13 protein-coding genes are annotated in these 13,830 nt (G+C 73.3%); 2 read left to right on the forward strand and 11 right to left on the reverse strand.

The window, feature by feature from the left end; genetic code table 11:
* Positions 1 to 512 precede the first annotated feature (512 nt).
* The 5 genes from manA to ACLJOU_RS31910 form a co-directional block, all read right to left on the reverse strand.
* On the reverse strand, positions 513 to 1,742 hold the full coding sequence (gene manA / locus ACLJOU_RS31890; protein WP_410572949.1) for a mannose-6-phosphate isomerase, class I: 1,230 nt from the start codon (positions 1,740 to 1,742) through the stop codon (positions 513 to 515).
* A gap of 54 nt (positions 1,743 to 1,796) precedes the next feature.
* Entirely contained in the window at positions 1,797 to 2,891 is a 1,095-nt protein-coding gene (locus tag ACLJOU_RS31895) for a hypothetical protein (RefSeq protein WP_410572591.1), read from the reverse strand.
* Positions 2,875 to 3,096 (reverse strand): Trm112 family protein, encoded by a 222-nt coding sequence (locus tag ACLJOU_RS31900; protein ID WP_410572593.1) that lies wholly within the window; start codon positions 3,094 to 3,096, stop codon positions 2,875 to 2,877. Before ACLJOU_RS31900 ends, ACLJOU_RS31895 begins: the two co-directional genes overlap by 17 nt.
* Before the next feature lie 88 nt (positions 3,097 to 3,184).
* Positions 3,185 to 4,540, reverse strand: a complete 1,356-nt coding sequence (locus tag ACLJOU_RS31905) for a phosphomannomutase/phosphoglucomutase (RefSeq protein ID WP_410572595.1) — start codon at positions 4,538 to 4,540, stop codon at positions 3,185 to 3,187.
* A gap of 80 nt (positions 4,541 to 4,620) precedes the next feature.
* Positions 4,621 to 4,974, reverse strand: a complete 354-nt coding sequence (locus tag ACLJOU_RS31910; protein ID WP_033261311.1) for a DUF3499 domain-containing protein — start codon at positions 4,972 to 4,974, stop codon at positions 4,621 to 4,623.
* A gap of 80 nt (positions 4,975 to 5,054) precedes the next feature.
* Here ACLJOU_RS31910 and ACLJOU_RS31915 point away from each other — a divergent pair, with 80 nt between their 5' ends.
* A complete protein-coding gene (locus ACLJOU_RS31915) occupies positions 5,055 to 5,519 on the forward strand; it encodes a metallopeptidase family protein (protein WP_004559274.1) in 465 nt (154 codons plus the stop codon).
* A 418-nt stretch (positions 5,520 to 5,937) separates the two neighbouring features.
* Here ACLJOU_RS31915 and ACLJOU_RS31920 read toward each other — a convergent pair whose 3' ends face one another.
* Together ACLJOU_RS31920 and ACLJOU_RS31925 are read right to left on the reverse strand one after the other, a co-directional pair.
* Positions 5,938 to 9,258, reverse strand: a complete 3,321-nt coding sequence (locus tag ACLJOU_RS31920; protein WP_410572597.1) for a glycosyltransferase — start codon at positions 9,256 to 9,258, stop codon at positions 5,938 to 5,940.
* A gap of 305 nt (positions 9,259 to 9,563) precedes the next feature.
* Positions 9,564 to 9,851: a WhiB family transcriptional regulator gene (locus ACLJOU_RS31925; protein WP_167379630.1), complete on the reverse strand. Its 288-nt coding sequence runs from the start codon at positions 9,849 to 9,851 to the stop codon at positions 9,564 to 9,566.
* Between the two features lie 264 nt (positions 9,852 to 10,115).
* On the opposite strand from ACLJOU_RS31925, the gene ACLJOU_RS31930 reads away from it, so the two are divergent.
* Positions 10,116 to 10,877, forward strand: coding sequence for a site-2 protease family protein (locus ACLJOU_RS31930; RefSeq protein ID WP_410572951.1), 762 nt, complete (start codon positions 10,116 to 10,118; stop codon positions 10,875 to 10,877).
* 29 nt (positions 10,878 to 10,906) lie between these two features.
* On the opposite strand, the gene ACLJOU_RS31935 is transcribed toward ACLJOU_RS31930, so the two are convergent.
* From ACLJOU_RS31935 to mshB, 4 genes are all read right to left on the reverse strand, one after another.
* Positions 10,907 to 11,686 carry a hypothetical protein gene (locus ACLJOU_RS31935; RefSeq protein ID WP_410572599.1) on the reverse strand — a complete coding sequence of 260 codons (780 nt, stop codon included), beginning with the start codon at positions 11,684 to 11,686 and terminating at the stop codon, positions 10,907 to 10,909.
* An 83-nt stretch (positions 11,687 to 11,769) separates the two neighbouring features.
* Complete coding sequence (locus ACLJOU_RS31940) at positions 11,770 to 12,546, reverse strand: hypothetical protein (protein ID WP_410572601.1); 777 nt, start codon at positions 12,544 to 12,546, stop codon at positions 11,770 to 11,772.
* Complete coding sequence (locus ACLJOU_RS31945; protein WP_410572603.1) at positions 12,539 to 12,934, reverse strand: hypothetical protein; 396 nt, start codon at positions 12,932 to 12,934, stop codon at positions 12,539 to 12,541. The genes ACLJOU_RS31940 and ACLJOU_RS31945 overlap by 8 nt, the downstream gene beginning before the upstream one ends.
* Positions 12,931 to 13,773 carry an N-acetyl-1-D-myo-inositol-2-amino-2-deoxy-alpha-D-glucopyranoside deacetylase gene (gene mshB / locus ACLJOU_RS31950; protein ID WP_410572605.1) on the reverse strand — a complete coding sequence of 281 codons (843 nt, stop codon included), beginning with the start codon at positions 13,771 to 13,773 and terminating at the stop codon, positions 12,931 to 12,933. The genes ACLJOU_RS31945 and mshB overlap by 4 nt, the downstream gene beginning before the upstream one ends.
* Positions 13,774 to 13,830: the final 57 nt, after the last annotated feature.

Raw genomic sequence — 13,830 nt, forward strand, 5'->3', positions numbered from 1 at the left:
GTGGTGCCGCCCCCTCGCGGCACCACCCGCAGCCCACGGACGCCGGGCAAAACCGACCGGCGCCACCCCCAGCGGACCCGGCGGCGCGCATCAGCGCACCAAGGTCCCCCCGTGGTGATGATCGTGGCGGACTCCGCCACACGGAACGCACACAGAAACCCCGGCCGCCCGTACCCGGGCGGCCGACCCGCCTTCAGACGGTCGGCCCGCGTACCTGCAGGGCCGGCTGGCGTACTCAAGTGATCGGCTGGCGTTCCCAGTGGGTCGGCTCGCCTACCCAGGCCGTCGGCTGGCGTACCGGGACGATCAGGTCGTGTCCCGGACGATCGGCTTGCGTGCACAAGAGGTCAGGTGGTGCCCCGCTGGTCGGGCACCTGCACCGTCAATTAGCGGGCCGACCTCGCCGCGCGCAAGCCAGCCCCGCAAACCGACCGTCCAGGTTCGCGAACCGGCCCTCCACATCCACGGGTCCGGGACGGGAGCCGACAGAAAGCCCCACCCCAAGGGCGGGGTCAGTCCTCGCAGGTACCCGCCGTCGCGCGGAAGAGCTGGGCCCGCTCGCCACCGAGCGCGCGCACCCGGACCGGTGGGTCCGCCGCCGGCAGCCACACCGACTGGCCCCTCCGCAGCTCCACCTTCTCGCCGTCGTCCGCCGTCACCAGCAGGTCGCCCGCCGTGCACAGCAGGATCTGGGGCCCGACGCTGTCGACCGAAATCTCGTCGTCCTCACCCGCCGCCCACTCCACGCGGGAGAGCTCGAACTCCGGCGCGTCCGTCCGGTACACCGCCATGCGGCCGCCGATGTCGCCGCACTGCACCGGCATCTCGCCGCACGCGAAGTCGACCACCCGCAGCAGCTCCGGGACGTCCACGTGCTTCGGCGTCAGGCCGCACCGCAGGATGTTGTCCGAGTTCGCCAGGATCTCCACGGCCGTGCCGTGCAGGTACAGGTGCAGGTTGCCGGCCGGCAGGTAGATCGCCTCGCCCGCGCGCAGCGTCAACCGGTTCAGCAGCAGCGCCGCCAGCACGCCCGCGTCACGCGGGTGCGCCTCGCCGAGCTCGAGGATCGTGCGGCACTCCCCCGCGAACTCGCCGTGCTCCTGGACGTGCCGGACGCACGCGTCGAGCACCTCCGGCAGCAGCGAATCCAGCGACGCCTGCGGCAGCGTGATCCACGTCGTGAACAGCGCCCGCAGCCCGGCCGGCTCCGGCTGCGCCTCCAGCAGGCCCGTGTACTTCGCCAGGCCGGGCGTCTCGATCGCCTTCAGGAGCTTCACCGTGCGATCCGGGGCACGGAACCCGGCCAGCGCGTGGAACTCCGTCAGCGCGCACACCAGCTCCGGCTTCGCCGTCGGATCCGGGTAGTTGCGGTTCGCCGCGTCACGCGGGATGCCCAGCTTCTCCTCGCGGGCATGTCCCTCCGCGGCCTGCGCCGCCGACGGGTGCGCCTGCATCGACAGCGGCTCCTCGGCGGCGAGGATCTTCAGCAGGAACGGCAGCCGTCCACCCCACCGCTTCGCGCAGCGTTCGCCCAGCTGGCCGAGCGGGTCGGCGTCCACCAGTTCGAGCAGGCTCCGCTCGGTCCCGTCGGGGCCGATGACGTGCGACGGGTCACCCGGGTGGGCGCCCATCCACAGCTCGGCCTCGGGGTGCGGCGCGGGTACCGGACGGCCCAGCAGCTCGGGGATCGCCGTCCGCGATCCCCAGGCGTAGGGCCGCACCGCGTTGCGCAGCAGCTCCACTGTCACCTCAACTCCACTCCTTCGGCACCGGCCGGGGCCGGGGCTCGGCGGGTCTCACGCCGTCGCGGGTGCGAAGCGGCCCGCGCCGCCGATGCTGCCCGCCGCCAGCCCGAGGTAGACCGCCGCCAGTTCGAACCGCAGCGCCAGCACCGCGGCCCGCACGATTTCGTCGGCCTCGATCTCCTCGGCCGGCGCGATGACGTCCGCACCCGGCAGCAGGTCCTCGGCCTGGTAGCGCGCCGCGTCCGTGGCCGGACCGGTCCGCACCGAGAGCAGCAGCACCCGGGTGGGGATGTCACCAGAGGGATCGTCCGGATCGGCGAAGATGTCACGCTCTCCGCCGCCTGATTGCGCCGCCCGCCGCAATGCGGGGCGCGCCAGGGCCTGACGATAGTCCTCGACGTCGCACACCGTGGCCGCGTGGGCGGCGAACGCGTGCGCAGCGTGTTCGCCGACGGCGACCGCGACCGGGTCCAGCCCCCACAGGAGCGGCACGCGGTCGGCCACCCGCAGGGCGAGCGCCTTGGCCGGGTTCGCGAACGACTCCCGGGCCAGGTAGTCCTTCTCGGCTTCGAGGTCCAGCTGGTCGGCGAGCAGCTGGACGTCGGAGATCAGCAGGCCCAGCGCGTTCGCGGTGAGCAGCCCGGCGGCCAGGCCGCGCGGGAACGCCAGCTCCGGCGGCACCGGGATCCGCGGCGCCAGCAGCAGGCCCTTGCCCGCCACGGCCGCCGCCACCGGGCCTTCGGACGGCGCGGACAGCACGACCGAGGCGCCGTACCGCGCGGCGCGCTCCAGCGACGCGGCGAGTTCGCGGTCACCGGGGTCGTCGGTGTGCGCGAAGACGACGTCGAGCGCGCCGATCCAGCTCGGCACCACTTCGGCGACGACGACCGGGACCGGGCACGACGGCGCCAGCAGGGCGGCCAGCAGCCGCGTGAGCGTGCGGCTGACCCCCGGCCGGTCGATCAGCACGACTGCGCGCGGGCGGCCCATGTCGAGCCGCTCGGACAGCTCCAGCTCCGCGGCCAGCTCGGCGGTCGCCCGCACCTGGGCGCCGGCCATCGCGGCGGCTCGGAGCAACCCCGCGCTGTCGGCCTCGGCCAGCCGCGCGGGGTCGTCGAGCAGCGTGTCGTCAAGCACTGTCGGCATCGGAGTTTCCGTTGTCACCCGGTTGGGTCGCCTCGTCCAGGAGCAGCACCGGGATGCCGTCGCGGACCGGGTACACCCGGCCGCACTCCGTGCAGGTCAGCGCGTCGGCCTCGGGGTCGCCCGGCGCGCCGGGGCGCAACGGGGCGTGATCCGGCGACGGGCACGCCAGGATCTCGAGGAGCTGGGCGTCGAGTGTGATGGCCATGGTTCCTCCATACCACGCGAGAAGGTGTGATGAAGGGCACCTTCAGGACACGGTTCGGCCCCGCGGCCCGCCCTTCACCGTGGACGGGTCAGCTGCGGATGATCGCGAGTACGTCGTCCACCAGCGCCTGCACGGCCTCGGCGTTCGCCGCTTCGACGTTGAGCCGGAGCAGCGGTTCGGTGTTCGACGGGCGCAGGTTGAACCACGCGCCGCCCGGCAGCTGCACGGTCAGGCCGTCCAGCTCGTCGATCTCGACCCCGGGGCGGGGGCCGAAAACGTCCTTCACGGCCATCATCTTGGCGACCTGGTCGTCGACCGTGGAGTTGATCTCACCGGACGCGGCGTAGCGCGAGTACGCGCTGGTCAGCTCGCTGAGCGGGCCGTTCTGCTCGCCGAGGGCGGCGAGGACGTGCAGCGCCGCCAGCATGCCGGTGTCGGCGCGCCAGAAGTCGCGGAAGTAGTAGTGCGCGGAGTGCTCGCCGCCGAAGATCGCGCCGGTGCGGGCCATCTCGGCCTTGATGAACGAGTGCCCGACGCGGGTGCGGACCGGCTTGCCGCCGTGCTCGGCGACGATCTCCGGCACGCCCTTGGACGTGATCAGGTTGTGGATGACCGTGCCGCCCGGGTCCTTCGCCAGCTCGCGGACGGCGACCAGCGCGGTGATCGCGCTCGGCGAAACCGGCTCGCCGCGTTCGTCGACGATGAAGCAGCGGTCGGCGTCGCCGTCGAAGGCCACCCCGGCGTCCGCCCCGACCTCGCGCACCTTGGCCTGCAGGTCGACGATGTTCGCCGGGTCCAGCGGGTTGGCCTCGTGGTTCGGGAAGGTGCCGTCGAGCTCGAAGTACATCGGCACGACCTCGATGGGCAGGCCCTCGAAGACGGTCGGGACGGTGTGCCCGCCCATGCCGTTGCCGGCGTCGACGACGATCTTCAGCGGGCGGCTGCCCGACAGGTCGACGAGGTTGCGCAGGTAGGCGGCGTAGTCGGCGAGGACGTCCCGCTCGGTGATCGTCCCGCGCTGGCCCTCGAACTCCGGCACGCCCTGCTCGACGGTGTCGCGGATCTCGGCGAGCCCGGTGTCCTGGCCGACCGGCGACGCGCCCGCGCGGCACATCTTGATGCCGTTGTACTTGGCCGGGTTGTGGCTGGCGGTGAACATCGCGCCCGGCAGGTTCAGCGAACCGGAGGCGAAGTACAGCTGGTCGGTGCTGGCCAGCCCGATGCTCACCACGTCGAGGCCCTGCGAGGTGACGCCCTCGGCGAACGCGGCCGCGAGCCCCGGCGAAGAGTCGCGCATGTCGTGGCCGATCACCACCGAGGGCGCTTCCGGCTTGATGAGCAGGGCGAACGCGGCGCCGAAATTGCGGACGAGGTCCGCGTCGAGCTGCTCGCCGACCACGCCGCGAATGTCGTAGGCCTTCACGATGCCCGAAAGGTCTGGCACGCCGTCTCCCCGCGAATAGTCGTCCCGGCGCCCGCTGCGCCGCGCGGAAAGCCTACCGGCGAGGTGAGTGGGTTACGCGTTCAGGCGCGACCGGGGAGGACCCGCAGGTGGCCGCGGCGCCCGGACGGGCCCTCCGGCTCGGGTGCGGGAGCCGGTTTGTCGGAGCGGCCGGCCTCGCGCACGGCCTCGGCCAGCGCGGTCAGTTCGTCGGCCGACGGGTCCGGCGCGGCGAAGGCCCCTTCGTGCCGGACGACTTCCCAGCCCTTGGGGACGGTCAGCCGGAGCGCGTGGGCTTCGCAGAGGTCATAGGAGTGCGGCTCGGAGGCGGTGGCCAGCGGGCCGACGACGGCGGTGGAGTCGCTGTACGCATACGTCAGCGTGGCCACAGCTGGCTCGAGACAGCCAGTACGCGAACACTTCCGTACGCTCCGCACGAAACGAAACGATAGCGCGTCGCCGCAAGCCTGGAGGAGCGACACGCGCTGAACCGCGCGGACCGCATAGACTTCGGGACGTGGCGACGGCTCGTGACTACCGACAGCGGCGGCGCTCGCGGCGGGACCGGCACGGCCGGGGCCTGCGCGGGACGCTGTACCCGGCGACCCTGCCCGCCGCCGCGAGCCGCGCGGAACGCTTCGACGCGCTGGTGCTGGACGCACTGGAGCCGATCGAGGCCCGCTGGCGCCACGAGCTGACGAAGCTCGACGTGGCGGTCGACGACGTGCCCGAGGTCCGCGAGAACGGCCACTCCCCGGCCGACGGGGTCCTGCACGACGGCGCGGTGCCGCTGTCGCGCCTGGTCCCGGCGGGGGTGGACCGCACGGGCCTGCCGACGCGGGCAAGGATCGTGCTGTACCGGCGGCCGCTGGAGGCGCGGGCGAAGGACCCGTCAGAGCTGGCGGAGCTCGTGCACGACGTGCTGGTGGAGCAGGTGGCGGGGTATCTGGGCGTGGAGCCGGACGTCATCGAGGGCGAGTAGTCCCCCGACGGCCGACGCGGGCCTTGCGGGACTCGCGGCGAACCGCAGGCCGGCAACGCAAGCCGACAAACGACGTCACCAGACCTCCCCCGCCCCTCATCCCAGCTGCCCTCAGTCGGCGGTCGGGTTTGTCAAGGCACGCTTTCCCGCCTTGACGAACCCGACCGGCGGCTGAAAATCCCACCGGAGGGGCGGGGGAGGTCGGACCCGCTCTACGGCGGATGCACGGTCTACCCCGGCAGAAGGATCACCGCAGAATCTCCCAGGGGTCACGGCAGAATCTCCCAGCCGGACCGCCCGAAGGCTGCGAAGCGCACAACCCGCGCGCGTAACGGGGCCCCCCGGTTTTAACGCTACCGGCCACCACCGACAGTTTCCCGCGCCGCGGGGCCGCGCGGTGGTCATCCGATCACAAACCTCAGGCGCGCCGCCGGGCCGGGACCGCCGTCAACAGCGTGAACAGCACCGCCGCCAGCTGGGCCAGCAGCAGCAGGTTGCGTTCCGTCCCCGGGTACTCCACCGTCACCTCCGATGACGCCGGTGGCACCGACACCGCCACCTGGTGGCCCCACGCCGGCACGATCGGCACCGCCTTGCCGCCCACCGTGGCCTTCCAGCCCGCTTCCTGCTCCGCCGCCAGCACCAGCAGGCGTCCGGTCGGGCCGTCGGACACCCGGACGCGTACCTCCGGCAGGTCCGCCCGGACCGGGGCCACGCCCGGGGCGTTGCCCGGCGCGCCGCCGCCCGTGACCGCCGCTTTCGCCTGCTCCGGCGAGATCAGGATCACCTGACCCGCCGGCGGGAGCAGGCGGAGCACCCCGCGGCCGTCGGACGTCGGGGCCGCCACCGCGAGCATTTCCTTCGCGAGCGGTACGTACGCCTGGGGGTCCACGCCCGGCGGGAGCACCACGAACTGGACGCCCGCCGCCGCGGCCGCCGCCAGGGAACGCTGGACCGCCGCCGCGTCGCCCTGGCCGAGGTCGCAGCGCCAGGCCGCCAGCCGGCCCGGGGTGCCCGGTGTCGGCGCCAGCTCGTCGTCGCCGTAGTTCGGGAGGCGGCCGGTGATCTGGCGGGTCGCCTCCGGGGCCACGTCGAGCACCGACCGGCCGGACGCCGCCAGCTCGGCCGCGACCTCCGGAGCGAGCGACGGCCGCTCGCCGGCCCGCAGCGGGCCCTGGGAGCCGGCCACCACCGCGCCCGCCGCCAGGGCCAGGAACACCGCCACCCCGGCCACCGCCATCACCTTCGGCAGCCACGTCGCCGGCACGCCGGCCGTGCCGCCGCGCTGCCACGACCCGAGCACGACCCACAGCAGCCCGGCGCCGACGATCAGCAGCGGCACGCCCGCGTAGCCGTGGGACGCCACGCCACCCTGCATCGGGACCGCCGTCACCAGCCGCACCACCACCAGCCCGCCCACGCCCAGCGCCGCGAGCGCGAACCCGCCGGCGGCGAGCTTCGTCGGCCGGACGACCACCGCCACCAGCGCCGCCGCGATCACCGCGACGCCGAGGGGCCACGCGCCCGGCCCGCCGGGGTCGAGCCCGGCCAGATCGGTACCGGACACCGTCGCCGCCGCCCCGCCGAGTCCCTGCACGAGCAGTTCCGGGTGCTTCAGCAGCACGGTCGGCCACGGCAGCAGCAGCGCCAGCGGCAGCAGCACCACGATCCCGACCGACGCGATCCGGCGCGCCAGCCCGGTCGGCGCGGGCAGCACCACGAACCCGATCAGCAGCCCGGCGAGCGCGAGCCCGTGCGCCAGCGGCGAGAACGCGCCCAGCAGCGCCACGCCGAACGCCGAGAGCGCCGAGACGTGCAGCCAGCGCGTGTCCGCGTTGACCAGCAGCCCGGCTAGGCCCGCGGCGACCAGCGGCAGCGCCAGGTGCACCACGACGACGTCGAGCCGGCCCTGCGCCACACCCGCCGTCGCGGCCGGCAGCAGCGCGTACGTCGCCGCGACGACGGCGCGCACCCAGCGGCGCACCCGAAGGCGCCGCGTCGCCGCGTACGCGCTCAGCGCCGCGAGCGGGATGTCGCCGAGGAGCAGGATCGCCACCAGCGCGGCCGGGCCGCCGATCGGCGCGAACACCGCGCCGAGCACACCGAGCACCGGCAGCGAGGCCGACGCGGGCGCGCCGGTACCGCCGGCGATCGCGTGCCACGGCGTCAGGTACGACGACCAGAGCTCCCCCAGTCCGCCGACCGGGAGCAGCTTGCCGCCGAAGAGGTCGAGGCCGAGCCGGGCGCGGTTGACGAACAGGCCGAGGGCGGTCAGCACCACGAACAGGACCACCGGCGGCGCGAAGACCGTGGCCGCCAGCACCCGGCGGCGGTTCACCTCGACGAAGACGAGCCCGGGTTCCGGCTCGACGGCATCGGTGCCGTTTTCGGCCGGTTCTCCGGCGGTGGCTTCGGACGTGGCTTCGGACGTGTCTGCGGACGTGTCTTCGGTCACCGGCGCCGGGGTTTCCGGCAGCGTGACGGCCACGAGCGTGCCCGGGCGGCGCAGCCCGGACCCGCGCGAGCTGAGTCCGCGCAGCGCGCCCGCGGGCAGCGCGTCGGGGCCGACCGGCCGGTTCTCGCGGGCGTCGAGCGCTTCCGGTGTCACCCACGCCGACTCCGTTTCGACGGTCTCGGGCACGCGCCCGAGCGCGACGTCGTTCTCGACGCCCCGGCGCACCAGGCCGACGACCCCGGCGCGGACGGCGTTGCGCAACCGCGTCCAGCGTCCGGTGAAGAGCCCGCGAACCGAACCCGGCCGCGGATTCCGCCGCCGCCGGGCACGCGCGGCGCGCAATCCGCCGTGTCCACTGAGGAGGTACGCGACCGCGGCCAGCTCGGCTCGCGCTTCGCCGGTGCGGCGCAGCAGGACGAAGGCCAGCGCGCGCAGCACCGCCAGCAGCGGGAGCCGGATCATGCCGAGCCAGAAGGAAAACGGCGAGCAGTTCACCAGGAACACGCGCAGGCCGTGGGCGCGGTTCGCGGCCGGCAGGGCGCCGGTCAGCGCGGCCGCCGGGCGCCGCCCGGTGGTCACGGCGCGGGCGTGGCGGACCCGGGCGAGCGGCACGGACAGGACGACGCCGCCGGCGGCGTTCGCGCGCCAGCCGAAGTCGAGATCCTCGCGCAGCAACGGGAAAGCGGGGTCGAAGCCGCCGAGGGAGTCCCAGGCGTCGCGGCGCACGAGCGAGCCCGCGCTGGGCACGGCGAGCACCGCCACCGGGTCCTCGCCGGTCGCGGCGACCTGCTGGCGGTGCCCGGAGGCGTCGGTGGACAGGCCGGCTTCGACGATCAGCCGCGGGTCGGTCCAGTCGAGACCGAGCGAGCCGAGCACGGTGGCCGACGGCTCCTTCGTGGCGACGTGCAGGAGTTGCTCGAGGCAGTCTGGTTCGGGCGCGCAGTCGTCGTGCAGGAGCCACAGCCAGGAGCCGGGATCGCCCCAGCGTTCCGTGGCGTGCGCGACGGCTTCGGCGACCGCGGCCGCGAAGCCGGTTTCCCTCGGCAGTGTGATGACGCCGGAGAGCACGGGCGAAGAATCGGGCCCGGGATCCTCAGCGGCTTCGGCGAGCAGCCGCGGGGTCGAGTCGGTGGATCCGGTGTCCACGGCGAGCACGTGCCGGGGCCGGACGGTGCTGCGGCGCAACGCGGAAAGCGCCAGCGGCAGCCAGTTTTCGCCGTCGTGACAGACCACAATGGCCAGAACGGGCGCGGAGCGCGGGACGGGCGCGGCGGTGCGGGGCAACGAACGCTCCAGATCAGGCGGCAGTCGGTCCGGCCACCCTACGGCCCCGCCCCGTCACCCGATGGTGAACCCACGCCGGTCGCGCCAAAAGAGAAATTCGCCGGTGACGCAAGCATCACCGGCGAATTCCGCAGGCTCCACTGAGCGGACGCGACCAGAGCCGAGCCGTCCCCGGCAAACCCGACCACGCGCGGGGGTCCGGGGGCTTGCCCCGGGCGGGGTCTGGGGGTTGCACCCCCAGAAGACACCTGAAGCGCGAGCGTGGTTCGCGCTCTCCGCGAACACACCTCGCCCCTCGGACCGCTTCAGATCGCTCGCTTCTTGAGCTTGCGGCGCTCCCGCTCGGACAGACCGCCCCAGATGCCGAAGCGCTCGTCGTGGGCCAATGCGTACTCAAGGCACTCGTCCTTGACCTCGCAGCCCAGGCAGATGCGCTTGGCTTCGCGGGTGGAACCGCCCTTCTCGGGGAAGAACGCCTCCGGGTCCGTCTGCGCGCACAGCGCGCGTTCCTGCCAATCCTGCTCTTCTTCGGTGGCATCGATGAGCTCGGTGAGATCTCCCAGAGCCTGCTCCGGGATCTCGCCCCAACTCATGACGTGCCCCCATTCCTTCCCATCGGCTTCCAACCGCACGTCCGCCTCCTCGCTCCCTAGCACTCCCCAGGCTGGCGGTGGTGAAACGACACTCGCCGTCCCCTCTCGGCGGCGAATGACATAACTGTGATTACACCCGTGTAGTGCGGTCAGGTCAAGCGGAGTAGCGAGTTCGGGGGACGTTCCGGCCCGATCGCGCAAGGGGACACGCCGGTAACTTCACACCGGGCATACGGAAGACTGGAGCACGTGCAGAAGTCAGCAGTGCGCCCCAGCCCGGTCTTCCTCGGCATCCTCGCGCTCACCGTCGCCGGTGGCGCCATGGCCGCGTTCGGTGACATCAACACCGTTTTCGTCCGCGACCGCGACCCGCTGCTCATCGCGGGCGTGGTGATCTTCGTCGCCGCCGGCTGGGTGGCGTCGCTGTCGCTGCACGAGTTCGGGCACGCGATGGTCGCCTACCGCGGCGGTGACTACAGCGTCGCCCACAAGGGTTATCTGACCCTGGACGTGCGGAAGTACACCGATCCCGTCCTGTCGATCATCCTGCCGCTGGTCTTCCTCATCATCGGCGGCATCCCGCTGCCGGGCGGCGCGGTCTGGATCAACCGCGGGGCGCTGCGCTCGCGCGGGACGTCGTCGTGGGTCTCGCTGGCCGGGCCGCTCAGCAACCTCGCGGTCGGGGCGGCGCTGGCGCTGGTGGTCGCGCTGGTCCCGATGGCGGGCGGCCTGGTGATCGCGATGTCCTACCTGGCGCTGCTGCAGGTCGTGACGTTCATCCTCAACATCCTCCCGATCCCCGGCCTGGACGGCTGGGGCGCGATCGAGCCGTACCTGCCGCCGCAGGCGCGCGAGCTCGGCGCGCGCGTCCGCCCGTGGGCGCCGATCATCCTGTTCGCTCTCCTGTGGTTCTTCCGCCCGGCGAACAACGCGCTGTGGGACGGCGCCTACGCCATCTTCGACTCGTTCGGCGGGTACGTCGACGGCGCGAAGATCGGCTTCAGCGTCTTCCAGTTCTGGAACTGAGGTTTGGGACCGGCGCCGCGCGGGAATGATCAGCGCGGTGCCGTGGCAGGCGGCGCGTGCTCGGTCAGCCATCCGTGCGCGCGCTGCCACACTTCCCGCAACCCCGACCGCTCACTCAGGTAGCTGCCCGCCACCCCGACGACGGGCACCTTGCCGATCGCGCGTTGCAGCATCCGGCCGCGCGGACGCTTCTCGAGTTCTCCGGTGAGTTCACGCAGGCTCCGGCCGAGCCGCCAGAGCGTGCCCACGGCCGCGCCGACCGTCGCGTTGCCGTGGTCGCGTTCCGACGCGGCGAGGTCCTCGGTCAGCCGGGCGGCGGCCACGGCCTCGGCGGCGTCGTCCCGGCCGGCCGCGAGCGCGGGCGCGATGTCCCGGCCGAACAGCACCGAGGCGATCAGGCGGACGCGGGTGCCGACGTCCGTCACGCCGTACTCCCCCGCTACCGCGCACAGCAGCAGCCCTTGCGACGCCGCACCGACGGTGTCCTGCACGGGCACGCGGTCGGTGAGCGCACCGCCGACGCCGGGGATCGCGGTCAGCAGCGCGGCGAACCGGCCGACGCGGTTCATCCACCAGCTCGACCGGTCGTGGGCGGACATCCGCGCCCACGCGTCCGTGCCCGGCACCTTCACCGACGTGACACCGTTGACGAGCTTCGCCTTCAGTCCGGACTCGACGCCGGCCAGGTCCTCCGGCGCCCGCGTCTGCAGCCCGAACGCATCGGCGTCCCGCAGCGAGCCGAGCACCGGCCCGCACGCTCGCACGAACGGCCGCAGCACGGCCACGATTTGCCCGTCGGAGATCGTCACGGTCTCGCCTTCCGGTCACCAGGCCCGGCGCCGGTGCGCCGGGCCTGGCCAGAGTCGGCACCGGAGGAGGCGGTGTTACGAGATCAGCGGCGCTCGGTCAGCCAGACGTGGGCCCGCTTCCACACCACGCGCAAGCCCGACCGCTCGCCGAGGTAGTCCCCCGCGGCGCCCACGACCGGCAGCATGCCGAGCGCCCGGTGGAAGAAGTTGCCCCGCGGGCGCTTCTCGAGTTCCCCGGTGATCCCGAGCAGGCCCCGGCCCAGCCGCCACAGCGTGCGGCCCGCCGCCTTCACCGTCGCCTTGCCGTGCTTCTTCTCCGACGCCGTCAGTTCCTCGGTCAGCTTCGCCGCTTCGTCGGCCTCCGCGGCTTCGTCGTGCTCCTCGTGCCTGCCCGCCGCGAGGTCCGGATCGATTTCACGCTCGAAGAGCACCCACGCGATGAGCCGCACCCGCGTGCCGACGTCGGTCACCCCGTACTCGCCCGCGATCGCGCAGAGCAGCAGGCCCTGGGACGCCGCGCCGAGCGTGTCCTGCACCGGCAGGCGGTCGGCCAGCGCGCCACCCAGGCCGGGGATCGACGTCAGCAGCGCCGTGAAGCGGCCGACGCGGTTCATCCACCAGCTCGACCGGTCGTAGCCCGTCATCCGCGTCCACGCCGCCGTGCCGGGCACCTTCACCGACGTGACGCCGTGGATCAGCTTCGCCTTCAGCCCGGACTCGACGCCGGCCAGGTCCTCCGAAGCCCGCGCCTGCAGCCCGAACGGATCGGACTCGCGCAGCGCGTCGAGCATCGGCCCGCACGCGCGCACGAACGGCCGCAGCACCGCCACGAGCTGCCGATCGGAGATCGCCTCACCCACGTCCCGGTCCCCTTCCCGTCGCCCGGCGGCGGGGCGTGCCGCCGAGCACCATCGCCCCCGGCAGCGCGCTCGCACCGAGCAGCAGCAACGCCCGCCAGTCCTGGATCAGCACCACGTCACCGCCCGGGCCCAGCAGGCCGACCCCGAACACGACGAGCACCCACACCGCCAGGGGTACCCAGGAAAGGGCGGGACGCACCAGCTTGGCCACCGACCACACCAGCCACGGCGTGGTGACGGCGCCCACCAGGACCGTCACCGGTACCGGGACCACCCCGATCCGCAACGGCAGGAAGAACAGTTCCAGCAGCGCGAACAGCACCGTGTCGACGACGAGCAGCGCGAGCAGCAGCCCTTGCTCGAGGGTCAGCCGCTCTTCCACCGTCACAGCCCGCCGAACAGGTCGTCCGCCGCGCCCTCGGCCGGGCCGTGGGCGAGCACGAAGAAGTCCTGGGCCAGGACCGGCTGGGCGATCTCGTTGGTCAGCGCGAAGTACGGGACGTCCCCGTCGACCACGGCCAGCTGCGTCGCGTGCGCGCGCAGTGCCGCCAGCTTCGCCGGGACGTACGCGGCGACGTCGAGCACCGTGGTGATCTCCTCGTCGGGCGTCGCGGGCAGCTCGTCGTCGGCCGGGACGCGGTAGCGGCGCCCGCCCGCCCGCAGCGCGGCCAGCCCGGCACGCACCGCGCTCTCCGACGCCACCGTGTGGAAGACGCGCTCGACCGAGCCGGCCCGGGTCGCCGCCGCCATCGTGATCTCGTGGGCCCGGATGTGGTCGGGGTGGCCGTAGCCGCCGAAGGCGTCGTAGGTGACGACGACCTGCGGCCGGACCTCGTCGAGGATCTCGGCCAGCTGCGCTGCCTGCTCGTCGGCGCTGCCGCCGGTGAACGCCCGGGGGTGCGACGCCGAGGGCGTGCCCGCCATCCCGGAATCGCGCCACCGGCCGAGCCCGCCCAGGTAGCGGTGCCGCGACAGCCCGAGTGCGGCGCAGGCGGCCGTCAGCTCGGTGACCCGGTAGCCGCCCAGCTGGTCGGCGGTGTGGGCGCGCAGCCCCTCCAGCTCCGCCAGGTCGGGCATGACCTCACCCTCTTCACCCAGCGTGCAGGTCACCACGGTCACGTCGGCGCCTTCGGCGGCGTATCGTGCGATCGAGGCGCCGGTGGTGATGCTTTCGTCGTCGGGATGGGCGTGGACGAACAGCAGCCTTCGCGATACCGGGGAGATCACGGGTTGAGCGTAATTCCCGTGCTCCGACCTTCGTCGGGGACACCCTCGGTTATCCTC

The sequence above is a fragment of the Amycolatopsis sp. cmx-4-61 genome, assembly GCF_046548775.1.
GTDB lineage: Bacteria > Actinomycetota > Actinomycetes > Mycobacteriales > Pseudonocardiaceae > Amycolatopsis.

Excerpts from the sequence above, each read along its gene's own strand:
- ACLJOU_RS31895 (WP_410572591.1), bottom strand. The coding sequence starts at position 2,891 with ATGCCGACAGTGCTTGACGACACGCTGCTCGACGACCCCGCGCGGCTG.
- ACLJOU_RS31900 (WP_410572593.1), bottom strand. The coding sequence starts at position 3,096 with ATGGCCATCACACTCGACGCCCAGCTCCTCGAGATCCTGGCGTGCCCG.
- ACLJOU_RS31925 (WP_167379630.1), bottom strand. The coding sequence starts at position 9,851 with ATGAGTTGGGGCGAGATCCCGGAGCAGGCTCTGGGAGATCTCACCGAG.